The organism is Comamonas thiooxydans (assembly GCF_002157685.2).
In the GTDB taxonomy this organism is placed as follows: Bacteria; Pseudomonadota; Gammaproteobacteria; order Burkholderiales; family Burkholderiaceae_C; genus Comamonas; species Comamonas testosteroni_H.
The window spans coordinates 1,458,062-1,479,805 of the sequence record NZ_AP026738.1; the positions used below are offsets into that span (position 1 = coordinate 1,458,062).

Genomic DNA, 21,744 nt, shown 5'->3' on the forward strand with positions numbered 1-21,744 from the left:
GCGGCTCGCCATACGTATGATTTCGGCCAATATCGCGAGTGCATGGCGTGAATTGCGGCAACCGGGGCAACAATCATCTGCAAGCGGAATTTGGGCTGTGCCTCGGGCTTTCAGGGAGTGAAAGACTGCAGGCTGTTTGATGGGCCGGATCGAGGCCGGAACCACAGCCGGGCCTGATGTTTTATCGATTGAGATCGGGAGAGAGACGGGTTATGTCCGACGTGAGCGAGCTTGAGAACGAGAGTGCGGTCTATAGAACCTTGCTGGAGTCCACCAAGGCCATTCCCTGGAAGATCGACTGGGCGACCATGAAGTTCGCCTATATCGGCCCTCAGATCGAGAGTCTGCTCGGCTGGAGCCGTGAAAGCTGGGTCAGCGTCGAAGACTGGGCCATGCGCATGCATCCCGACGACCGCGAGTATGTGGTGAATTCCTGTGTGAGCCAGTCCCAGGCCGGCGTGGACCATGAGGCTGACTATCGCGCGCTGACCAAGGACAACGGCTATGTCTGGATTCGCGATGTGGTCCATGTGGTGCGCAACGAACAAGGCGAGGCCGAAGCGCTGATCGGCTTCATGTTCGACATCAGCGAGCGCAAGAAGACCGAGGAAAGACTGTTGAGCCTGCAAAAGGAGCTGGAAGTGCTCTCCTTCAGGGATGGTCTGACCAGCATTGCCAACCGGCGCTGCTTCGATACCAGTTTCGAGCAGGAATGGGAGCGCACGCGCAGCGATGGCAAGCCCCTGTCCATGCTGCTGTTCGATGTCGACTTTTTCAAGCAGTACAACGATTTGTACGGTCATATCCAGGGTGACAAATGTCTGGTGGATATTGCCCAGACCCTGAGTCTGGCGCTGGACGGACAGCGTGACCTGGTGGCGCGTTACGGTGGCGAGGAGTTTGTGGTGCTGCTGCCCGAAGCCGACGCCGAAACCGCGCAAAAGGTGGCCCAGCGCTGCCAGCGCCTGATCCAGAAGCAGTCCATCGTGCATGCGCTGTCGCCCCATGGCCGGAGGGTGACCGTGAGCATTGGTGCGGGCACGGTGTTGCCGGCAGAGCATGATCGACCTGCCGGCTTTATCGAAGCCGTGGACCGGCAACTCTATGCGGCCAAGAACAAAGGCCGCCACCGGATTGAAAGCGTGACCTTGAGCGCTTGAGCCTATGCCGCAAGTGCCCGGCAGGGCAATACCCGGTGTCAGGCCTGCAGCACCTCGCCCGGCACCCGTACCCAGCCTTCCATCAGAATGCGGGCGCTGCGGCTCATCAAGGCCTTGGTGACCTGCCATTGACCCTGGTCGGTCCTGGCTTCGGCCCCCACACGCAGGGTGCCGCTGGGATGGCCGAAGCGTACGGACTGGCGCTCGCCGCCGCCCGCCGCCAGATTGACCAGCGTGCCGGGTATGGCCGCAGCCGTGCCGATGGCGACGGCGGCCGTGCCCATCATGGCGTGGTGCAGCTTTCCCATGGACAGTGCCCGCACCACCAGATCAATATCTTTGGCGTCAATGGCTTTGCCGCTTGAGGCGATATAGCTTTGCGCGGGAGCCACAAAGCCTATCTTGGGCGTGTGCTGGCGTGTGGCAGCTTCACCCAGCTCCTTGATCAGGCCCATCCTGAGTGCGCCATGGGCGCGGACGGCTTCGAACCTGGCCAGGGCGGGGCCATCGCTGTTGATGGCATCCTGCAGTTCGCAGCCGGTATAGCCCAGCTCTCTGGCATCGAGAAAGATGGTCGGAATGCCGGCATTGATGAGGGTCGCGCAAAAGCGGCCGACGCCAGGCACGTCCAGCTCGTCGCTGACATTGCCGGTGGGAAACATGGCTGCGCCGTCCTCACCTTCATCGGCGGGGTCCAGGAACTCCAGGGCCACTTCGGCAGCGGCAAAGGTCACGCCGTCAAGTTCGAAGTCCCCGGTTTCCTGCACCTGACCGTCGCGGATCTGCACATGATTGATGATGGTCTTGCCGATATTCGCCTGCCAGATGCGAATGATGGCAACGCCGTTGTGCGGAATGCGCTCGGCCGGAATCAGCCCCATGTGAATGGCGCAGGGGCCGACGGCAGCGCTCAGGTTGCCGCAGTTGCCGCTCCAGTCCACAAAAGGCTGGTCGATGGAGACCTGGCCGAACAGATAGTCCACATCGTGATCGGCGCTTGCGCTCTGGCTGAGGATCACGCCCTTGCTGGTGGAGGATGAGGCATTGCCCATGCCGTCAATCTGTTTGCCATAGGGATCGGGGCTGCCCAGGGTGCGCAGAAAGATGGCGTCGCGAACGGGGCCGGGCTGCCGGGCTGCTTCGGGCAGATCCTGAAGCTTGAAGAACACACCTTTGCTGGTGCCTCCGCGCATATAGGTGGCGGGAATGCGGATTTGCGAAGTGAGGGACATGGAATGGCAAACAAACAAGGTATTCAAGGCTCAAGTCAGGGCGTGAATCTTGAATCAGTGAAACAGGCGCAGCTGTTGGGGAAGAGGAGGAGGGCCGGAAACCAATGGCCAGCGATGCAGTACCTGGTAGCGTAACTGCTTGCCGGTGCCGGTTCGCTCGATCAGCTGGATCTCATCGACCAGCCAGTCGACGGGATCGATACGCCGAGTGGGCAGGGCATGCAGAGCTCTGTAGCTGATGGTGATATGCGGTCTATGGCCGCCATCCTTGAAGCCGTGGGATTCCAGCTCGGTCTTTAGCGTTGTCAGCAGCTGGTTGAAAGGCTCTGGACGTCCGCGGGTGCGCAAAGACCAGTGAATGCGCTCGCCCACCTCACCGCGAACGCGGTTGAAGTTGAGCTCGAAGGCCTTCAGCTGCGCCTCTTGCACGGCATTGCCTGCGGCCAGCAAGGCGAGCAGTGCCTCTTGCCCGGAGTCAAACGGGCCACACCAGGTTTGGTGCCAGTGATCTGGAGAGAACAGGCGCTCGCCCAGTTCCTTATCCAGGCCCAAAGCGTTGATCCGGGCACGCAGGCGATGACGTACCGGGCTTTTGGGCTGGGTGACAATCAGTATGCGTGCCTGGCTCATAGCTGCTCCTTAGCTCACAAGTTCAGCCGTCGAGGTGGAATCGGCTGCGGCACTGTCCGCCAGGAAGTCTTGGGCAAAGCGCTGCAGCACGCCACCGGCCTCGTAAATCGAGACCTCTTCAGCGGTATCGAGGCGACACAGCACCGGCACTTCGGTGCGGGCACCTGTCGTTCGGTGGATATGAAGTGTAAGCGTGGCCTGGGGGCTACGCCGGCCGATGACATCAAAGCTCTCAGTGCCATTCAAACCCAGTGTGTGGCGGCTCGTGCCGGGCAGGAACTCCAGCGGCAACACCCCCATGCCGATCAGATTGGTGCGGTGGATGCGCTCGAAGCCCTCGGCCACGATGACCTCCACACCGGCCAGGCGCACGCCCTTGGCGGCCCAGTCACGGCTCGATCCCTGGCCGTAGTCGGCGCCGGCGATGATGACCAGCGGCTGCTTGCGCTGCATATAGGTCTCTATGGCTTCCCACATGCGCATGGTCAGTCCCTCGGGCTCGACGCGGGCAAGAGAGCCCTGGCGCACCTTGCCCTGGTCATCCACCACCATTTCGTTGAAGAGCTTGGGGTTTGCAAAGGTGGCGCGCTGTGCGGTCAGGTGGTCGCCGCGATGCGTGGCATAGGAGTTGAAGTCCTCCTCGGGCAGGCCCATTTTGTGCAGATACTCGCCTGCGGCCGAGTCCATCAGGATGGCGTTGGAGGGCGAGAGGTGATCGGTGGTGATGTTGTCGGGCAATATGGCCAGAGGGCGCATGCCGCGTAGCGTGCGCTTAGCGGCCAGCACCCCCTCCCAGTAGGGCGGACGGCGGATATACGTGCTCTGCGGGCGCCAGTCATACAGTGCCTCGACCTTCTCGCCCTGGTCTGAGCGGATGGCAAACATGGGCTCGTAGACCGCGCGGAACTGCTCGGGTTGGACGGCAGCCTTGGCCACGGCGTCGATTTCCTCATCGCTGGGCCAGATGTCTCGGAGACGAATTTCTCGGCCCTGAAAGATGCCCAGCACATCGTTCTCGATATCGAAGCGGATGGTGCCCGCAATCGCATAGGCCACGACCAGCGGGGGCGAGGCGAGGAAGGCTTGCCTGGCATAGGGGTGGATGCGACCATCGAAGTTGCGGTTGCCCGAAAGCACGGCTGTGGTGTGGAGGTCGCGATCCACGATTGCCTGCTGAATGGCGGGGTCGAGCGCGCCACTCATGCCGTTGCAGGTGGTGCAGGCAAAGGCCACCACGCCAAATCCGAGTGCCTCTAGGTCATGCAGCAAACCAGCTTGCTGCAGATACAGCGGCACGGTCCTGGAGCCGGGGGCCAGCGAGGTCTTGACCCAGGGCTTGCGCGTAAGACCCAGATTGCGCGCATTGCGTGCCAGCAGGCCGGCCGCGATCACATTGCGCGGGTTGCTGGTATTGGTGCAGCTGGTGATGGCTGCAATGATCACGGCCCCATTGGGCATTCGGCCCTCGGTTTGCGTCCACTCGCCGGCAATGCCTCTTGCTGCAAGCTCGCTGGTTGCCAGGCGGGCGTGTGGATTGGAAGGGCCGGCCATATTGCGCACCACGCTGGACAGGTCAAAGCTCAGCGTACGTTCGTACTCGGCATTCTCCAGGCTGTCTGCCCACAGGCCTGCCTGTCTAGCGTAGTTCTCGACCAGTTGCACCTGCGCGGGTTCGCGCCCCGTCAGGCGCAGATAGTCGATCGTCTGTTCGTCGATCGCAAACATGGCAGCCGTGGCGCCATATTCGGGTGCCATGTTCGAGATGGTGGCGCGGTCGCCGATGGAGAGGCTGCGTGCGCCTTCGCCATGGAACTCCAGATAGCTGCCCACCACTTTTTGCTGACGCAGGAATTGGGTCAGGGCCAGCACGATATCGGTGGCGGTAATTCCCGACTGCCGCTTGCCGCTCAGCTGCACGCCAACGATTTCGGGCAGGCGCATCCATGATGCGCGTCCCAGCATCACGCTCTCGGCCTCCAGCCCGCCCACGCCCACGGCGATCACGCCCAGTGCATCGACATGCGGCGTGTGGCTGTCCGTGCCCACCAGCGTATCCGGATATGCTTCACCATCGATAGCATGGATCACAGGGCTCATGCGCTCCAGATTGATCTGGTGCATGATCCCGTTGCCCGGTGGAATCACCTCCACATTCTTGAAGGCCTGTTTGCACCACTCGATGAAATGAAAGCGGTCTTCATTGCGCCGGTCTTCGATGGCGCGGTTTTTCTCAAAGGCCTGAGGATCGTCGCCACCGCACTCCACGGCCAGCGAGTGGTCCACGATCAGCTGCACGGGCACCACGGGATTGACGGCGGCCGGATCGCCACCTTGCCTGGCGATCGCATCGCGCAGGCCGGCCAGATCGACAAGAGCCGTCTGGCCCAGGATGTCATGACAGACCACGCGGGCCGGGAACCAGGGAAAGTCGCGCTCGCGCTTGCGGTCAATGATCTGCGTGAGGTACTCGGTCAGGTGGGCCGGATCGCTGCGCCGTACCAGGTTCTCGGCATGGACGCGGCTGGTATAGGGCAGTGTGGTCCAGCTGCCGGGGCGTAGGGCTTCCACAGCGGACCGGGCATCGAAGTAGTGCAGCGCAGTGCCGGGCAAGGGTTTGCGGTAGGTATGGTGGGTCATTGTCTCGGGGATTCTTTTAGGAGTCTCAATAGGCCAGAGCCGAGAGTGAGGCTTCTGCGCTGCCGGCACTGTGGCAGTGCGGGGATTGTGAAAGGGGCGCAGGCAATGGGGCAAGCATCGGCGCTTGGGTTGTCGGCTGCATGGCGGGCTGTGTACCCAGTGCCAGTTGGAGCCGGGCCTGTGACACGCGCAGCAACTGCTCGCAAAGCTGCGTGCTGGCGGTCTGTGTCTGGCGTTGCTGGGCCAGATGGTCAGCCAGCAGGCTGCTCAGCAGGCGGGCCTCGGCGACCTGGGCGGCACTCAGGCAGGTCACGCTCATGCCGCGCCGGGGCTGTGCGCTCAGCAGACCTTCATGGCATAGCAGCTTCATGGCCTCGCGAACAGGGGTGCGGCTCACGCCAAACTCTCGCGCCAGCGCGCCGTCGTTGAGGTCGGATCCGGGCGGCAACTGATGGCTCAGAATGCGCTCGCGCAGCTTGTCGGCGATGGCAATGCACAGGGAATGGACTTGCATGGGCTGGGCAGGCATGGCACGCGGCGGCTTACTGGCGTGCTTCAATGGGCACGAACTGCAGGTCATCTGGGCCCACGTAATTGGCGCTGGGACGGATGATCTTGTTGTCCTGGCGCTGCTCGATGATGTGCGCCGCCCAGCCGCTGGTGCGGGCAATCACGAACAGCGGCGTGAACATGGCGGTGGGCACGCCCATCATGTGATAGCTGACGGCGCTGAACCAGTCGAGATTGGGGAACATGTTCTTGACCTCCCACATCACCGATTCCAGGCGCGCGGCAATGTCGTACATCTTGCTGCTGCCGGCCTCGTCCGAGAGCTTTTTGGCCACGCCTTTGATAACCACATTGCGAGGGTCGCTCACGGTATAGACGGGGTGGCCGAAGCCGATCACGACCTCCTTGGCATCCACGCGGCGGCGGATGTCGGCGTCTGCCTCTGCAGGGGTGTCATAGCGCTTCTGGATCTCGAACGCCACTTCGTTGGCTCCGCCATGCTTGGGGCCACGCAGTGCGCCGATCGCGCCGGTAATGGCCGAGTACATATCGCTGCCTGTTCCGGCCACCACGCGGGCGGTAAAGGTCGAGGCATTGAACTCATGCTCGGCATACAGATTGAGGGAGGTATGCATGGCGCGCACCCAGCTCTCGCAAGGCCTTGTGCCATGCAGCAGATGCAGAAAGTGACCGCCGATGGAGTCGTCCCCGGTTTCGACCTCGATGCGGCGGCCCGAGTTGCTGAAGTGGAACCAGTAAAGCAGCATGCTGCCCAGGCAGGCCATCAGGCGGTCGGCGATATCGCGCGCGCCAGGAAGATTGTGGTCGTCTTTCTCCGGCAACGCGCAGCCAAGAGCGGAGACACCGGTGCGCATCACGTCCATGGGATGGCTGGCTGCGGGCAACTGTTCCAGCGCAGTCTTCACGCTGCCGGGCAGGCCGCGCAAAGCCTTGAGCTTGGCCTTGTAGGCCTTGAGTTCGGCCTGTGTGGGCAGCTTGCCATGTACCAGCAGATGGGCGATCTCCTCGAATTCACAGACCTCGGCAATGTCCAGAATGTCGTAGCCCCGGTAGTGCAAATCGTTGCCGGTCTTGCCCACGGTGCAAAGCGCGGTATTGCCTGCCGTGACGCCCGAGAGGGCGACCGACTTCTTGGCTTTGAAACCGGCTGTGTGGCTTGCCGGAATCTGATGGCTGGCGCTGGTTGTGGTGGCCGATGCCGTGGCTGCGGTGCTCATGGGTGTCTCCTTGAAGTTGTGGACTCGGACGCGGTTGGGTCTGCGATACTTCGCAATCTACGCATTTGCTTTTTATGAGTACAGAGCTGAATTGGCGAATGCTTGCGAAGCTGAATGCATGCTTTTGCAAATGTTGCGAATTTTTGAGATCGACAAACGGGGAGCAATCCAATGGCCAAGACCTTCATGGGCGTACGCCTGCGCAGCCTGCGTGCCGAGCGTGGTCTTACGCAGGCTGCACTGGCCCAAGCGCTGGAGTTGTCGCCGAGCTATCTGAACCAGATCGAGCAGGATCAGCGCCCGCTCACGGTGGCCGTGCTGCTCAAGATTCACAGGGTTCTGGGCGTCGATATCCAGCAGTTCTCCGAGGATGAGGAGGCTCGCCTGCTGGCGCAGTTGCGCGATGCAGTCGCCGCCATGCCTCAGCCAGAAGGTGCAGTGCCACTGCCCGAGCTGCGTGAGGTCGCAGCCAAGCTGCCGCAGCTGGCACAGATGCTGCTGGCCATGCACCAGCGTCACTTGGCGGACGCCGAGCGGCTGGAGGCCTTGACCGCCCATCTGGGTGATGGCCGCGCCGGGCCGGATGCCGACACCTCAGTTCACAGAGATGTCGCTGGGAATGGTGCAATGACAGGCCTGCTGTCTGAGCCCTTGCGCCAGATGCCGTTCGAGGCCGTGCGTGATTTCTTTTTTGCCCACCGCAATTACTTCGACGGGCTCGATAGAGCGGCCGAAGCTCTGGCTCGACAGGCCGAGGAGCAGGGCGGTCATCTGCATGATTGGCTGCAGTACCGGTTGCAGGCACGACATGGGGTATTGGTTCTGCGAGCTCATGTCGGGACCGCAGAGAAAGCGGGCAGCCATAGGCGCTACGATGCTCTCACGCGCACCTTGTATGTGGCACCGCAACTGAGCCCCATGCAGCAGGCATTTCAGCTGGCTACGCAACTGGCACTGCTGGAGTTTGATTCACTGATTGAAAGGGCGCTGCAAAGCGTGTCCTGGCAGGACGAGGCCACGCGCCGGCTGGCACGCATGGGGCTGGCCAACTATGTAGCCGGGGCATTCGTGTTGCCATATGGAGTGTTTTTGCGTGAGGCCGAAGGCCTTCGCTACGACATAGACTTGCTGGCAAGGCACTTCGGTGTGGGCTTCGAGACCGTCTGCCATCGTCTCTCCACCTTGCAGCGAGGCGATGCGCCGGGGGTGCCGTTTTTCTTTATCCGAGTGGACCGAGCCGGCAATATCAGCAAGCGCCAGTCGGCCACGCATTTTCATTTCTCCAAGACAGGCGGCACCTGCCCGTTGTGGGTGGTGTACGAGGCTTTTACCCAGCCCGGTCGCATCGTGCCCCAACTCGCCAGCATGCCGGACGGGCGCGTCTACCTGTGGATTGCTCGCACCATCAGCCATGCTGGTCAGGGCTGGGGGGCTCCAGGCAAGACTTTCTCCATCGGCCTTGGCTGCGACTTGCAGCACGCGGCACGGCTGGTGTACTCCCAAGGCATGGATTTGCGCAATATAGGAGCGGCCACACCTATCGGCATGGGCTGCAAGGTATGCGAGCGCAGTGCTTGCCCGCAACGTGCATTCCCGTACGTGGCCAAACCGCTCAAAGTCAATGAGAACGAGAGCGGGTTTGTCCCCTATGGCGGTTAGTTGCTGCTGCCATGTGCGCCGAAGTTGGAGACGAGGCATCTGACTCGGGATTGCTGTCACCAACTGATTAACAGGCGTGAAAATGCAGTGGAACAAAATTCCGTATTGCGGCGGTTGCTATCGCTTTAATAGTTATTCGCGCAAATTCGCTTAGTCTTCTTGGACGATGGGCTGAAGGCGATTTCTTTTTACGCTGTCTCCAAGTTTTGATTGCACATCAACAAGGAGACAAGAATGCGTTTAGCAGGAAAAGTTGCCGTGGTCACAGGGGCGGGCCAGGGCATGGGGCGAGCGATTGCACAGCGTTTTGCCGATGAGGGAGCCACTGTGGTGGCCGTGGACTTGAATGAAGAAGCAGCCAGGCAGACCCTGGAAGGCAAGTCTGGCAAGCATCTGGCCCGATCCTCCAACGTGGCCGACAGCGCAGCGGTCGATGCGCTGTTTGTCGAAATCCGCGAAAAGCTGGGCACCGTCGACGTGCTGGTGAACAACGCAGGCGTAGGCTCGGTGGACCAGTTTGCCGATATTCCCGACGCTACCTGGGAGCGCGTGATTGGCGTGAACCTGAACGGCGCTTTCTACTGCGCCCGTGCCGCCGTCAAGCAGATGCAGGAAGGCAAGGGCGGTGCCATCGTCAATATCTCCAGCACCTCGGCTGTCAGCGGTGACGGTCCGGCGCACTACTGCGCTTCCAAGGCCGCCCTGATGGGTTTGACCCGTGGCATGGCCAAGGAGCTGGCGTCCAAGAAGATCCGTGTAAACACACTGGTTCCCGGCCCCACCAACACGCCCATGATGCAGGGTATTCCTCAGGAATGGGCCGATGCCATCATCGCCGGCGTGCCCATGGGCCGCATGGCTGAGCCCGATGACATCGCCAAGGTGGCCGTGTTCCTGGCCAGCGACGACAGCGGCTTTGTGACGGGTCAGAACGTGGCAGTCAACGGCGGCAGCGCCTTCCTCTAAGGAGAGAGAAGATGAGCAAGCGTCTGGAAGGAAAGATTGCATTTGTGACCGGTGGTGGCTCCGGTATCGGTGCCGCAACGGCTGAGCGTTTCGCGCAGGAGGGGGCAACCGTTGTGATCTGTGGCCGCCGCAAACAGCCTCTCGACGAAGTCGTGGCCAGGATCAAGGCGGCAGGCGGCAGTGCCGAGGCCATCGTGGCTGACGTGGGCAACGAAGCCCAGTTTGTCGGAGCGCTGGAGCAGACTGCCAAAAAGCATGGCAGCCTGGACATTCTGGTCAACAACGCCATGGCCTACACCTGGGGCGGCATCGATGCCATGACCACGGCCGACTGGCATGCCAATTTTTCCACCTCGGTGGACGGCACTTTCTGGGGAACGCGCACTGCGCTGAAACTGATGGGGGCCAAGGGCGGCTCCATCGTCAATATCAGCTCCATCTGCGGCACGCTGGGTACACCTTTTATGTCCGGTTACTCGGCAGCCAAGGCGGCCATCATCAACTTTTCGCGTGCAGCGGCTGCCGAAGGTGCGGCAGCAGGCATCCGCGTGAACGTGGTGATCCCGGCGGTGGTGGAAACGCCTGCCACGGCAGGCATGCTGGCCGATGAGGCGTCGCGCAAGAACACCGAAAAACTCATTCCCATGGGGCGCGTGGGTCAGTCTGGCGAGCTGGCCAATGCTGTGCTGTTCCTGGCCAGCGACGAAGCCAGCTATGTGACAGGTGCCGCTCTGCCCGTGGATGGCGGCCGTTCCGCGGTGCTGGTGACGGCGCTGTAAGAAAGAGGCTGAAGAGATGAGTGAACCTGTGAATCAGTGGCCACAAAAGCTGGAAGAGCGTATCGACAGGCTGGAGTCGCTGGATGCTATTCGTCAGCTGGCAGGCAAGTATTCCCTGTCGCTGGACATGCGTGACATGGACGCCCATGTGAACCTGTTCGCTCCCGATATCAAGGTGGGCAAGGAAAAAGTGGGGCGGGCGCATTTCATGGCCTGGCAGGACAGCACGCTGCGTGACCAGTTCACGGGAACCTCGCACCATCTGGGCCAGCACATCATCGAGTTTGTGGATCGGGATCACGCCACCGGCGTGGTCTACTCCAAGAACGAGCATGAGTGCGGTGCCGAGTGGGTCATCATGCAGATGTTGTACTGGGACGACTACGAGCGCATTGACGGCCAGTGGTATTTCCGTCGCCGTCTGCCCTGTTACTGGTATGCCACCGACCTGAACAAGCCACCGATTGGCGACATGAAGATGCGCTGGCCAGGTCGTGAGCCCTACCATGGCGCTTTCCACGACCTGTTCCCGAGCTGGAAGGAATTCTGGGCCCAGCGCCCCGACAAGGATGAGTTGCCGCAAGTGGCCGCGCCCGCGCCGCTGGAGCAGTTCCTCAAAAGCATGCGCCGTGGCACACCCGCGCCGCGCATGCGTGTGCGCTAAGGAGCCGGCATGAGTCAAACGCTTTTCACGCCCACCCAGCTGGGCAAGATTGCTCTGCAAAACCGCGTGGTCATGGCCCCCATGACGCGCAACCGCGCCGATGCCGATGGCACGCCCACCGACATCATGGCCGAGCACTATGGCCAGCGCGCTGATGCCGGCCTGATCGTGGCTGAAGGGGCCTGGCCCGAGGTCGCGGGTCAAGCCTACTGTCGTCAGCCCGGCATCGAAACTGCCGCTCATGTGCGCGGCTGGCGCCGTGTGACGGACGCCGTGCATGCGCGTGGCGGATCCATCGTGCTGCAGATCATGCACTCCGGTCGTATCGGCAGCAGTCATATCAAACCCGCTGGTGTGCGTTCCGTATCGGCGTCCGCCATTCAGGCTCAGGGCAAGATCTGGACCGATGCTGCAGGCATGCAGGATTTCGACCTGCCCCAGGCATTGACGACGGAAGAGGTGCGCAAGGCCATTGCCGAGCATGCTGCGGCTGCTCGGCGCGCCATGGATGCGGGCTTTGATGGCGTCGAGCTGCATGGCACCAGCGGCTATCTGAGTCTGCAGTTCCTGCACTCCAGCACCAATCGGCGTACCGATGAATATGGTGGCAACGCCAGCAGTCGCTCACGTTTCGCCGTGGAATGCCTGGGCTCCATGGGGGAGGCCATCGGCATCGATCGCGTGGGGCTGCGCCTGAACCCCGGCAACACCTTCAATGACACTGCGGATGAAAACTCCGCTGCAACCCATGCCGAACTGATGCGTCAGGCCGCCAAGCTGGGGATTGCCTATCTGCATGTGATGCGTGCGGTGTTCGATCCTTCAATCGACGCCTTCAAGCTGGCGCGTGAGAACTTTGGCGAGAACCTGATTCTCAACGATGGCTTTGATGCGCAAAGCGCCGAAGCCGCGTTGCAGGCAGGCGAGGGCAAGGCAGTATCTTTTGCGCGGCATTTCATCGCCAACCCCGATCTGGTGCAGCGTATGCGTCAGGGTCTGCCTCTGGCCAGGTTTGACCGCAACACGCTCTACACCCCCGGTGCCAGGGGCTACAACGACTATGCGTCTGCAGAAGAAGTGCAGATCGTCTGATCAATCAAGAAACTGAGTTCATCGTGTTGGCCGCATTCCCGCCTGGGGGTGCGGCCTTTTTTTTTGCACTGCGGGTTTTCACGGCTGTCGCAAGGGTGTCGGATCGGCCTGTTTCAAAGGGCTGAAAGCAATCTAGTCTATTCCGCTGAACAGCATGCTGATTCTTGTATGGATGCTATTAAATTTGGGTGATGAAGCGCTAAATCGTTAGTCTCAATGGACGATGTTTGCAAAGGCTCTCCTCTTCAGAATCCTCAGCATCACTAAAGGATTTGGGTTGGAGGCCCCGACATCATGATGGAAATACGTGGACTAGCGTACGTTGTTGCCGAGAGCTCTGATTTGGATCGCTGGGTCAGCTACGCACGTGATGTGCTTGGCATGATGCCAAGCACCACTGCCGATGGCGATCTGCTGATCAAGATGGATGAGCGTCAGTTCCGCTTCCAGGTTCAGCCTGGCAGCAATGACAGATACTCCGCATCCGGTTGGGAAGTGGCCAACAAGCAAGCCTTCGAGCAGGCGCTCAAGGTGCTGCAGGCCGCTGATGTGCACTACGAAATGGGCAGCTCCGAGTTGTGTGCCAAGCGCCATGTGCAGGAGTTGGCCATCGTGATGGATCCGTCCGGAAACCGTCATGAGATCGTCTGGGGCTTCAAGTCCGACTTCAGTCATTTCGCATCGCCCCAGGGGGTGTCGCGCTTCATCACCGGCGACTATGGTCTGGGACACACCGTGCTGCCCGCTCCCGACTTTGACAAGACCGTGGCCTTTGTGCGCAATGTGCTGGGCTTTGGTCTTTCGGACATCTACAACTTCAAGCCCGCAGGCGATGCCGGCCCCACGGTACGAATCCATTTCTTCCACTGCGCCAACGGCCGTCACCACAGCCTGGCCCTGGCCGAGTTCCCTTCCGCATCGGGCTGCGTGCACGTGATGGTGGAGGTGGACAACATGCCCGAAGTGGGCCGTGCCATGGACCGCATGCAAAAGAGCCAGGTCAAGCTCTCTGCCACTCTGGGTCAGCACACCAACGACAAGATGATCTCGTTCTACATGAAGACGCCCTCCAACTTCGATCTGGAGTTCGGCTATGGCGGCGCTGTCATCGACTGGGAACACCACATCACGCACGAGTTCACGACCGTAAGCCTCTGGGGGCACGACTTCAGCGTGGGCCGCCCTGAAAACAACTGATAGGAGGCTTGGAGACATGGCCAATAAATTGATGACAGCGAAGGACGTTGTGGCATCCATCAAGGACGGCATGACGATCGGAATTGGTGGCTGGGGGCCCCGGCGCAAGCCCATGGCCCTGGTGCGCGAGCTGCTGCGCAGCCCCGTCAAGGATCTGACCGTGGTGGCCTATGGCGGTGCCGATGTGGGCATGCTGTGTGCGGCCGGCAAGGTCAAGAAGTTGATCTTCGCCTTTGTGTCGCTGGACTTCATCCCGCTGGAGCCGTACTTTCGCAAGGCCCGCCAGAGTGGTGAGATCGAGGTCATGGAAATTGACGAAGGTCATATGGTGCTGGGCCTGAAGGCTGCCGGCATGCGTATTCCCTACATTCCCACCCGAGTCGGTCTGGGCACCGATGTGCTCAAGCACAACAGCTCCATCCGCCTTATCGAATCGCCCTACGACGGCAAGGAGTGGGTGGCGATGCCCGCCATCAATCTGGATGTAGCCCTGCTGCACGTGGATCGCGCGGACTCTCGCGGTGTCTGCCAGATTGCAGGTCCCGATATCTATATGGACGACCTGTTTGCCCGAGCCGCAACCAATACGTTTGTGAGCTGCGACGAACTGGTCGAGTCCAGCAGCTTCGAGTCGGAGCAAGCCGCGCGCCTGGTGTTCTGGGAGCGCTCTGAAACCACGGGTGTCGTGCATCTGCCCGGCGGTGCCCACCCATCGTCCTGTGCTCCTCTGTATGGCTTTGATGTCAAGCACTTCAAGGAATACGCGGCCAGCAGCAAGGAGGAGGGGGGCTGGAGCAGCTACCAGCAGAAATACGTGCAGTGCACGGAGCAGGAATATCTGGAAAAAGTGGGTGGCATGGAAGCAATCAAGCGCCTGCCCTTGCCCGTGTTCTGAGGAGGCACAGAGATGAGTGAAATTGCATTGGTAGATCGCGTCATCTGCGCCGCGGCACGTGCCTGGGAAAACGATGGCGAAGTGTTGGCCACCGGCATTGGCCTGGTGCCACGTCTGGCGGCTTCGTTGTGCATGCGTTCCATCAACACCGATCTGATCATGACGGACTCCGAGGCCTGGGTGGTCAATGAACCCGTGCCCGTAGGTCCACGAGGTGAATACAAGATCAAGCGTGAAAGCTGGATGGGTTTTTCGCGCATCTTCGACAACGTCTGGGGAGGCAAGCGCCACGCCATGGTGGGTCCCGTGCAGGTGGACCGCTTCGGTCAGGGCAATATCTCCATGGTGGGCAGCGACTACGCCCGTCCCAAGTCGATGATGCTGGGCGTGCGCGGCTTCCCCGGCAATTCGATCAACCACGCCAACTCCTTCTTTGTGCCCAACCACAGCACCAAGGTTTTTGTGTCGGGCGAGGTCGATGCCGTGGGCAGCGTGGGCTACAACCCTGCGCGCCTGGCCAAGGGCTGGACGCTGGAGGAGACCACCGACATTCGCTTCATCTTCACCAATCTGTGTGTGATGGACTTTGGCGGACCCAGCCATCAAGTGCGCCTGGTGTCGCTGCATCCCGGCGTGACAGCGGTGCAGGTCAAGGAGGCCACGGGCTTTCCGATCCATGTTCCCGAGAACGTGGGTGTGACACCTGATCCCACGCCCGAGCAACTGGCCTTGCTGGCTCAGCTCGATCCGCACAATCTGCGCGCTACGGCCATGGGAGTCTGATATGGGTGATGCATCCAGCGAATTTGTGACACGCGAGGACAAAGCCGTCTATGAAACGGACGAGCCCGTTCTCTACAGCGTGGACAACGGCATTGCCACGGTCACCATGAATCGGCCCACGTTCAATAACGTGCAGAACTCGCAGATGACCTATGCGCTGGATGCTGCATTCCGCAAGGCAACCGACGACGACAGCGTCAAGGTCATCGTGCTGCGTGGCGAAGGCAAGCACTTCAGTGCGGGTCACGATATCGGCACGCCTGGCCGAGACATCAACAAGTCCTTTGACCGTGCCCATCTGTGGTGGGATCACACCAACAAGCCTGGGGGCGAGCAGCTGTTTGCCCGCGAGCAAGAGGTCTACCTGGGCATGTGCCGGCGCTGGCGCGAGATCCCCAAACCCATGATTGCCATGGTGCAGGGGGCATGCGTGGCGGGCGGTCTGATGTTGGCCTGGGTCTGCGATCTGATCGTGGCCAGCGACGATGCGTTTTTCCAGGATCCCGTGGTGCGCATGGGCATCCCCGGTGTGGAGTACTTCGCCCACGCCCACGAGCTGCATCCGCGTATTGCCAAGGAGTTCCTGCTGTTGGGCGAACGCATGCCGGCAGAGCGCGCCTATCAGATGGGCATGGTCAACAGCGTGGTGCCGCGTGCCGAACTGCAGGACCAGGTCTATGCCATGGCCCAGCGCATGGCGGCACAGCCGCGTCTGGGCCTGGCGCTGACCAAGATGGTCGTCAACAAGGCTGAAGAGCTGCAGGGCCTGCGTTCCACCATGGAAATGGCTTTTGGCTACCACCACTTTGCTCACGCGCACAGTCAGGCGATGGGCATGGGGCAACTGGGCGGCCAGGATGCCAGGTCCATGGCAAAGGCCAATAAAGAAGAGTCAAAGGCATGAGCAATATGAACGATATGGGCAGTCTGCGCACTCCTATCTGCGACCTGCTGGGGTGCCGCTACCCCGTCATCCAGACGGCCATGGGCTATGTGGCGGGCGCTGATCTGGTGGTAGGTACCACCAACGCCGGCGGCTTCGGCTTTCTGGCCGGCGCCACCATTCCCGCGGACAGGATCGAAGCCGAAATTCTGCGTGTCAAGCGCGAGACCGACGATCAACCTTTCGGGCTGAACTTTCACATGTTTCAGCCCAATGCCCAGCAACTGCTGGATCTGGCCGTGAAGTACCGCCTGCGTGCGGTGAGCTACGGCCGTGGTCCGGACAAGAAGGTGATAGGCCGTCTGCGTGATGCCGGCATCGTCTGCATGCCCACAGTGGGAGCCCTGAAGCATGCTCAGAAGGCGATCGAGATGGGCGCCAATGCCATTACTGTGCAGGGCGGTGAAGGGGGAGGCCATACCGGCAGCGTTCCCACCACGGTGCTGCTGCCTCAGGTAGTGGATGCGGTCGAGGTGCCCGTGATTGCCGCAGGCGGCTTTTATGACGGCCGTGGCCTGCTGGCTGCTCTGGCCTATGGCGCATCGGGTATTGCCATGGGCACGCGGTTCTTGATGACCAGTGATTCCAAGGTGCCAGCCGCCACGCTGCAGCGCTATCTGGCTGCAAGGGATGCGGAAAAGATCTCCATCTCGCACCTGGTCGATGGCATGCCCCAGCGCATGATTCCCAACGAATACCTGGCCATGCTCGAAAAAGCCAGCCCCATGAAGCGCTTGCGCATCGCCCTGGGGCTGGCATTGCAGTGGAAGGCCGAGACCGGCATGACCACGGGCCAGGCCTTGAGCATCTTCATGAAGGCCATGCGCGAAGACTCGTCTTCCGTCGCCCAGACCGTGATGGCTGCCAATGCCCCCATGTTGCTGCAGCGCTCCATGGTCGATGGCAATCCCGCAGAGGGCGTGATGTCTGCCGGCCAGGTGGCCGCGCTGATTGGCCGGCTCGACAGCTGCGAGGAAGTGATAGGCGGCATTGTCCGCCAGGCCATGGACCGTCGCAACGCATTGAACGCATTGACTCCCGCATAACAACAAGCCAACGAGACCGGATATGTCCACTCAACAATTTCATTCCAATATTCATGACAACGGCGTGGCGGAGCTGGTGATAGACCGTGCTCCCGTGAATGCCTTGAATGCAGCCGGCTGGAATGGCCTGGCCCGGGAAATCCAGGCGCTTGGCGACAGGCCCGAGGTGCGCGTGATCGTCATCCGTGCCGAGAACCGGGGCTTCTGTGCCGGTGTGGACATCAAGGAACTGGCCGAGAACGACAAGCTCATTCTTGACGTCAACGCAGGCAACTACGCCACGTTCAAGGCCGTGCATCTGAACAAGGTACCCGTCATCACCGCCGTGCACGGCTTTGTGCTGGGCGGCGGCATCGGCATCTGCGGTGCATCGGACATTGTGATCGCCGCAGAAGACGCTACCTTCGGCCTGCCCGAAGTGGACCGCGGAGCCATGGGCGGTGCGGCCCATCTGCAGCGCATGTTCGGCGTGCAAAAGACCCGCTACCTGTTCTTTACGGGCGAGATGATTGGTGCGGCAGAAGCCTTGCGCCTGGGGGCCATCGAGCGTGTAGTTCCCCGTGAGCAGCTGCGCGACGTCGCCATGGAGATCGCCAACAAGATCGCCGCCAAGAGCCCCGCCATGATCCGCATCGCCAAGGAAGCGCTGACCGGCATCGAAGACGGCAATCTGGAAGACAAATACCGCTGGGAGCAGGGCTTCACCCTGCAAGCCTATATGAGCCCCGATTCTGCCGAGACGCGCAGCGCCTTTGTGGAAAAGCGCGACGCCAAATTCTGAGCATCACTAGCGCGAAGAGGAGACAACCATGGATTTGACCTATACCCCAGCGCAGAAAGCGTTCCGTGCCCAGGTACGTGAATGGCTCAAGAACAATGTGCCTTCGGAACGACTGCAGAGCTATGACACCCGAGAGGGGTTCGAGCAGCATCGCCAGTGGGAGGCCAAGCTGGCCGACGCCGGCTACAGCGCCGTGACCTGGCCCAAGGATCTGGGAGGCAGCGGCTGCGACCTGACCGAATGGCTGATCTTTGAAGAGGAGTACTGGGCAGCCGATGCGCCATCCCGCGTGAACCAGAACGGCATTCTGCTGCTGGGCTCCACGCTGATGGAATTCGGCACGCCCGAGCAGAAGGCCCGCTTTCTACCCCGTATGGCCCGCTGCGACGATATGTGGGCCCAGGGCTGGTCAGAGCCCAACGCCGGCTCGGACATGGCAGCCATCAGCAGCCGCGCCATTCGCATGGGTGACAAATTCATCCTGAATGGTCAGAAAATCTGGTCTACCCGTGCGATCTTTGCCGACTGGGTATTTGGACTGTTCCGCAGCGACCCGACGTCGAGCCGCCACCATGGTCTGAGCTACATACTGGTGCCCTTGAATACGCCCGGCATCACCGTGCGTCCCATTCGTGCCATCAATGGCCGCGAACACTTTGCCGAAATCTTCTTCGACGATGTCGAAGTCCCCGTGGAGAACCTGCTGGGTGCAGAAGGCAAGGGCTGGCATGTGGCGATGGCGACGGCCGGCTTTGAGCGCGGCCTGCTGCTGCGCTCTCCCGCCCGCTATCAGCGCAGTGCGCAGAAGCTGGTGGACCTGTATCTGCGCAATCAGGTCGATGCCGACCGCGATCACTCCATCCGCGATGCCGTGCTGCGTGCCTGGCAGGGGGCGGAGGCATACACGCTGTCTTCCTATCACACGGTGGGTCGCCTGAACAAGGGCGCACAGATTGGCGCCGAAGCCAGCACCAACAAGATTGTCTGGTCCGAGCTGGACATCATGATTCACGAAACCGCGATGCGCATTCTGGGCGCGCGTGCCGAGCTCATCGATGACGCCGAGGCCAACGAATGGCTGGAAGGTTTCCTGTTCTCGCAGGCCGGTCCCATCTACGCGGGCAGCAACGAGATCCAGCGCAACATCATCGCTCAGCGCATGCTGGGTCTGCCCAAATCCTGATCGGCAGGGAGACAACCATGGACTTCACCTTTACCGAAGATCAAATCGCATTCCGTGACTCGATCAGCCGCTTTCTGATGACCGAAGCAGCCCCCGAGCTGCTGCGCGACATCTGGGAAACCCCGACCGGTCGCAGCCCCGAGCTGTGGGCCAAGATTGCAGAACAAGGCTTGATGGGCCTGTCCGCTCCCGAAGCCGATGGCGGCATGGGCATGGCCGATGTGGACTGGGCACTGCTGCTGCAGGAGGTGGGCTATTACGCTCTGCCCGATTCCCTGACCGACACAGCCTATGTGGCCGTGGGCATGCTGTGTGCATTGCCGCAAGGACATGAGAGCCGTGTCTGGCTGTCCAGGATTGCCGCAGGCAGCTGCCGCGTGGCCGTGGGCCATCCCGTCAACCTCAATGTGGCGGACGCGGCATTGGCCGATGTGCTGTTGCTGCCCCATGCCACTGCCACCGGACTGGAGCTGCACCTGGTCAGGCCTGCACAGTGCGAGATCACGGCGCTGAGCAGTATCGACTCTTCGCGTCGTCTGTCACGGGTACGCTGGACGGCATCCGATGCCACCCGTTTGCTCGATGGCACTCAGGGCCAGAAGGTCTGGGACACGGCCGGCGAGCGCGGTGCACTCGCTGCAGCTGCCCAGATGCTGGGCCTGGCTCAGCGCATGCTGGATCTCTCGGTGGACTATGTGGCACAGCGCAAGCAGTTCGACAAGGTCATCGGCAGCTTTCAGGCCGTGCAGCACCACCTGTCGGACATCGTCACCAAGATCGAGTTTGCCAAACCCGTGCTCTACCGTGCCTTCTATGCGCTGCAGCACGGTGAACCCGATCTGGCCGTGCGTATCTCGCACGCCAAGCTCCAGTGCAGCGAAGCGAGCTGGTTTGCGGCACGCAACAGTCTGCAGGTGCATGGCGCCATGGGCTACACCTGGGAAGTCGATCTGCAGATGTTCATGAAGCGCGCCTGGGTGCTGGACGCTGCCTGGGGCGACAAGGCATACCACGCCGCCCGCCTGACTCAGGGCCTGCTGCGCAGTCCCAATGCCCCGGTGGGCCCCGGATCGACTTTTGATCGAGAAATCGATTCATGTGCCTCCTGCTCTGCGCAAGATGCTATTAAGAACGTTGCTGAAGAGGTGGCTGCATGAGCGCCCAGGCCTATATCGTTGATGCGCTGCGCTCTCCTACCGGAAAGCGCAAGGGCTCTCTTGCCGCCGTGCACGGTGCCGACCTCGGCGCCCATGTGATCAAAGCGCTGGTCGAGCGCAACGACATTCCCGCAGCCGATTACGACGACGTGATCTTTGGCTGCGTGGACACCATCGGTTCTCTGGCCGGCGACATTGCCCGCACGTCCTGGCTGGCAGCCGGCATGCCCATGAATGTTCCCGGCACCACGATCGACCGCCAGTGCGGCTCGTCCCAGCAAGCCGTCCATTTTGCGGCCCAGGCCGTGATGAGTGGCACGCAGGACGTGGTGCTGGCCGGTGGCGTGCAGACCATGACCGCGATTCCCATTTCCTCGGCCATGCTCGCCGGTCAGCCCCTGGGCTTTAGCACGCCGTTTGCCGAGAGCAAAGGCTGGCAGGCCCGCTTCGGCAACGCGCCCGTGAACCAGTTCTATGCCGCCCAGCGTATTGCCGACCACTGGGGTGTGAGTCGTGCCGATATGGAAGTGTTTGCCAAGGAAAGCCACGACCGCGCGTTGAATGCGATTGCCGAGGGGCGCTTCGACCGTGAAATCGTCCCCTTTGGCACTTTCAGGATGGACGAGACGGCTCGCCTTTCCACTCTAGAGAAGATGGCCACGCTGGAGCCGGTGGACCCCGCCTACCCCTCCATCACGGCAGCCGTCTCCAGCTCCACCTGCGATGCAGCGGCTGCGGTGCTGGTGGTGTCCGAAGCCGCTCTCAAGCGCTACAACCTCAAGCCCCGCGCCCGCATTCACCATATGAGCGTGCGCGCCGATGACCCCATCTGGCACCTGACCGCGCCGATTCCAGCCACGGAATATGCGCTCAAGAAGGCGGGCATGACCATGTCCGACATCGACCTGGTCGAGATCAACGAGGCCTTCGCTTCCGTGGTCATGGCCTGGCTCAAGGAGACTGGCTACGACCATGGCAGGACCAACGTCAACGGCGGCGCGATTGCGCTCGGTCATCCACTGGGAGCCTCGGGCGCAAAGCTCATGACCACGCTGCTGCACGAGCTGGAGCGCACGGGCGGTCGCTACGGGCTGCAGACCATGTGCGAAGGTGGTGGTCAGGCCAACGTCACCATCATCGAACGTCTCTGATGGCGCTCATGCAGGCACTGCAGTGCCTGCATGCCTTGGAG

At 61.4% G+C, this 21,744-nt stretch carries 20 protein-coding genes; 15 read left to right on the top strand and 5 right to left on the bottom strand.

From position 1 onward, the window contains the following. Window positions 1–212 precede the first annotated feature (212 nt). The gene (locus CTR2_RS06635; protein WP_087086039.1) at window positions 213–1,160 is read left to right on the top strand and encodes a sensor domain-containing diguanylate cyclase; all 948 of its coding nucleotides are present in this window, start codon (window positions 213–215) and stop codon (window positions 1,158–1,160) included. 38 nt (window positions 1,161–1,198) lie between these two features. Here CTR2_RS06635 and prpF read toward each other — a convergent pair whose 3' ends face one another. The 5 genes from prpF to prpC are packed head-to-tail and all read right to left on the bottom strand — an operon-like array spanning window position 1,199 to window position 7,407. After that, window positions 1,199–2,392, bottom strand: coding sequence for a 2-methylaconitate cis-trans isomerase PrpF (gene prpF, locus CTR2_RS06640; protein ID WP_087086038.1), 1,194 nt, complete (start codon window positions 2,390–2,392; stop codon window positions 1,199–1,201). A gap of 54 nt (window positions 2,393–2,446) precedes the next feature. Beyond that, window positions 2,447–3,022, bottom strand: a complete 576-nt coding sequence (locus tag CTR2_RS06645) for a 2'-5' RNA ligase family protein (protein WP_087086037.1) — start codon at window positions 3,020–3,022, stop codon at window positions 2,447–2,449. Window positions 3,023–3,031: 9 nt separating this feature from the next. Further along, a complete protein-coding gene (gene acnD, locus CTR2_RS06650) occupies window positions 3,032–5,659 on the bottom strand; it encodes a Fe/S-dependent 2-methylisocitrate dehydratase AcnD (RefSeq protein ID WP_087086036.1) in 2,628 nt (875 codons plus the stop codon). 25 nt (window positions 5,660–5,684) lie between these two features. After that, on the bottom strand, window positions 5,685–6,173 hold the full coding sequence (locus CTR2_RS06655; RefSeq protein ID WP_254913525.1) for a GntR family transcriptional regulator: 489 nt from the start codon (window positions 6,171–6,173) through the stop codon (window positions 5,685–5,687). A gap of 28 nt (window positions 6,174–6,201) precedes the next feature. Next, the gene (prpC, locus tag CTR2_RS06660) at window positions 6,202–7,407 is read right to left on the bottom strand and encodes a bifunctional 2-methylcitrate synthase/citrate synthase (RefSeq protein ID WP_238707700.1); all 1,206 of its coding nucleotides are present in this window, start codon (window positions 7,405–7,407) and stop codon (window positions 6,202–6,204) included. Between the two features lie 171 nt (window positions 7,408–7,578). Between prpC and CTR2_RS06665 the strand changes: the two genes are divergently transcribed. The 14 genes from CTR2_RS06665 to CTR2_RS06730 all read left to right on the top strand — a co-directional run bounded on the left by CTR2_RS06665 (window position 7,579) and on the right by CTR2_RS06730 (window position 21,703). After that, on the top strand, window positions 7,579–9,066 hold the full coding sequence (locus CTR2_RS06665) for a short-chain fatty acyl-CoA regulator family protein (protein WP_087086034.1): 1,488 nt from the start codon (window positions 7,579–7,581) through the stop codon (window positions 9,064–9,066). Window positions 9,067–9,300: 234 nt separating this feature from the next. Continuing rightward, a complete protein-coding gene (locus CTR2_RS06670) occupies window positions 9,301–10,032 on the top strand; it encodes an SDR family NAD(P)-dependent oxidoreductase (RefSeq protein WP_087086033.1) in 732 nt (243 codons plus the stop codon). An 11-nt stretch (window positions 10,033–10,043) separates the two neighbouring features. Then, window positions 10,044–10,811 (top strand): SDR family NAD(P)-dependent oxidoreductase, encoded by a 768-nt coding sequence (locus tag CTR2_RS06675; RefSeq protein ID WP_087086032.1) that lies wholly within the window; start codon window positions 10,044–10,046, stop codon window positions 10,809–10,811. A gap of 16 nt (window positions 10,812–10,827) precedes the next feature. Next, window positions 10,828–11,475 (top strand): nuclear transport factor 2 family protein, encoded by a 648-nt coding sequence (locus CTR2_RS06680; RefSeq protein ID WP_087086031.1) that lies wholly within the window; start codon window positions 10,828–10,830, stop codon window positions 11,473–11,475. A 9-nt stretch (window positions 11,476–11,484) separates the two neighbouring features. After that, a complete protein-coding gene (locus tag CTR2_RS06685) occupies window positions 11,485–12,567 on the top strand; it encodes an alkene reductase (protein ID WP_087086030.1) in 1,083 nt (360 codons plus the stop codon). Window positions 12,568–12,861: 294 nt separating this feature from the next. Then, window positions 12,862–13,764: a VOC family protein gene (locus CTR2_RS06690; RefSeq protein WP_176391782.1), complete on the top strand. Its 903-nt coding sequence runs from the start codon at window positions 12,862–12,864 to the stop codon at window positions 13,762–13,764. Between the two features lie 16 nt (window positions 13,765–13,780). Next, complete coding sequence (locus tag CTR2_RS06695; protein WP_003078407.1) at window positions 13,781–14,659, top strand: CoA transferase subunit A; 879 nt, start codon at window positions 13,781–13,783, stop codon at window positions 14,657–14,659. 12 nt (window positions 14,660–14,671) lie between these two features. Continuing rightward, window positions 14,672–15,442, top strand: a complete 771-nt coding sequence (locus CTR2_RS06700) for a CoA-transferase subunit beta (protein WP_087086028.1) — start codon at window positions 14,672–14,674, stop codon at window positions 15,440–15,442. Between the two features lies 1 nt (window position 15,443). Beyond that, a complete protein-coding gene (locus tag CTR2_RS06705; protein WP_087086027.1) occupies window positions 15,444–16,346 on the top strand; it encodes an enoyl-CoA hydratase in 903 nt (300 codons plus the stop codon). Further along, entirely contained in the window at window positions 16,343–17,431 is a 1,089-nt protein-coding gene (locus tag CTR2_RS06710) for an NAD(P)H-dependent flavin oxidoreductase (protein ID WP_087086026.1), read from the top strand. The genes CTR2_RS06705 and CTR2_RS06710 overlap by 4 nt, the downstream gene beginning before the upstream one ends. 22 nt (window positions 17,432–17,453) lie before the next feature. Then, on the top strand, window positions 17,454–18,212 hold the full coding sequence (locus tag CTR2_RS06715; RefSeq protein WP_087086025.1) for an enoyl-CoA hydratase family protein: 759 nt from the start codon (window positions 17,454–17,456) through the stop codon (window positions 18,210–18,212). A gap of 28 nt (window positions 18,213–18,240) precedes the next feature. Next, window positions 18,241–19,395 (top strand): acyl-CoA dehydrogenase family protein, encoded by a 1,155-nt coding sequence (locus tag CTR2_RS06720; RefSeq protein ID WP_087086024.1) that lies wholly within the window; start codon window positions 18,241–18,243, stop codon window positions 19,393–19,395. A gap of 17 nt (window positions 19,396–19,412) precedes the next feature. Beyond that, window positions 19,413–20,552 carry an acyl-CoA dehydrogenase family protein gene (locus CTR2_RS06725; protein WP_087086023.1) on the top strand — a complete coding sequence of 380 codons (1,140 nt, stop codon included), beginning with the start codon at window positions 19,413–19,415 and terminating at the stop codon, window positions 20,550–20,552. After that, window positions 20,549–21,703, top strand: a complete 1,155-nt coding sequence (locus CTR2_RS06730; protein WP_087086022.1) for an acetyl-CoA C-acetyltransferase — start codon at window positions 20,549–20,551, stop codon at window positions 21,701–21,703. Before CTR2_RS06725 ends, CTR2_RS06730 begins: the two co-directional genes overlap by 4 nt. Window positions 21,704–21,744 lie beyond the last annotated feature (41 nt).

What these genes read in the sequence shown, in the direction of transcription:
- CTR2_RS06710 (WP_087086026.1), top strand. Translation starts at nt 16,343, where the DNA reads ATGAGCAATATGAACGATATGGGCAGTCTGCGCACTCCTATCTGCGAC.
- CTR2_RS06700 (WP_087086028.1), top strand. Translation starts at nt 14,672, where the DNA reads ATGAGTGAAATTGCATTGGTAGATCGCGTCATCTGCGCCGCGGCACGT.
- CTR2_RS06725 (WP_087086023.1), top strand. Translation starts at nt 19,413, where the DNA reads ATGGACTTCACCTTTACCGAAGATCAAATCGCATTCCGTGACTCGATC.
- CTR2_RS06720 (WP_087086024.1), top strand. Translation starts at nt 18,241, where the DNA reads ATGGATTTGACCTATACCCCAGCGCAGAAAGCGTTCCGTGCCCAGGTA.
- CTR2_RS06670 (WP_087086033.1), top strand. Translation starts at nt 9,301, where the DNA reads ATGCGTTTAGCAGGAAAAGTTGCCGTGGTCACAGGGGCGGGCCAGGGC.
- CTR2_RS06705 (WP_087086027.1), top strand. Translation starts at nt 15,444, where the DNA reads ATGGGTGATGCATCCAGCGAATTTGTGACACGCGAGGACAAAGCCGTC.
- prpF (WP_087086038.1), bottom strand. Translation starts at nt 2,392, where the DNA reads ATGTCCCTCACTTCGCAAATCCGCATTCCCGCCACCTATATGCGCGGA.
- CTR2_RS06635 (WP_087086039.1), top strand. Translation starts at nt 213, where the DNA reads ATGTCCGACGTGAGCGAGCTTGAGAACGAGAGTGCGGTCTATAGAACC.
- acnD (WP_087086036.1), bottom strand. Translation starts at nt 5,659, where the DNA reads ATGACCCACCATACCTACCGCAAACCCTTGCCCGGCACTGCGCTGCAC.
- prpC (WP_238707700.1), bottom strand. Translation starts at nt 7,407, where the DNA reads ATGAGCACCGCAGCCACGGCATCGGCCACCACAACCAGCGCCAGCCAT.
- CTR2_RS06655 (WP_254913525.1), bottom strand. Translation starts at nt 6,173, where the DNA reads ATGCAAGTCCATTCCCTGTGCATTGCCATCGCCGACAAGCTGCGCGAG.
- CTR2_RS06645 (WP_087086037.1), bottom strand. Translation starts at nt 3,022, where the DNA reads ATGAGCCAGGCACGCATACTGATTGTCACCCAGCCCAAAAGCCCGGTA.
- CTR2_RS06675 (WP_087086032.1), top strand. Translation starts at nt 10,044, where the DNA reads ATGAGCAAGCGTCTGGAAGGAAAGATTGCATTTGTGACCGGTGGTGGC.
- CTR2_RS06680 (WP_087086031.1), top strand. Translation starts at nt 10,828, where the DNA reads ATGAGTGAACCTGTGAATCAGTGGCCACAAAAGCTGGAAGAGCGTATC.
- CTR2_RS06715 (WP_087086025.1), top strand. Translation starts at nt 17,454, where the DNA reads ATGTCCACTCAACAATTTCATTCCAATATTCATGACAACGGCGTGGCG.
- CTR2_RS06690 (WP_176391782.1), top strand. Translation starts at nt 12,862, where the DNA reads ATGATGGAAATACGTGGACTAGCGTACGTTGTTGCCGAGAGCTCTGAT.
- CTR2_RS06730 (WP_087086022.1), top strand. Translation starts at nt 20,549, where the DNA reads ATGAGCGCCCAGGCCTATATCGTTGATGCGCTGCGCTCTCCTACCGGA.
- CTR2_RS06665 (WP_087086034.1), top strand. Translation starts at nt 7,579, where the DNA reads ATGGCCAAGACCTTCATGGGCGTACGCCTGCGCAGCCTGCGTGCCGAG.
- CTR2_RS06685 (WP_087086030.1), top strand. Translation starts at nt 11,485, where the DNA reads ATGAGTCAAACGCTTTTCACGCCCACCCAGCTGGGCAAGATTGCTCTG.
- CTR2_RS06695 (WP_003078407.1), top strand. Translation starts at nt 13,781, where the DNA reads ATGGCCAATAAATTGATGACAGCGAAGGACGTTGTGGCATCCATCAAG.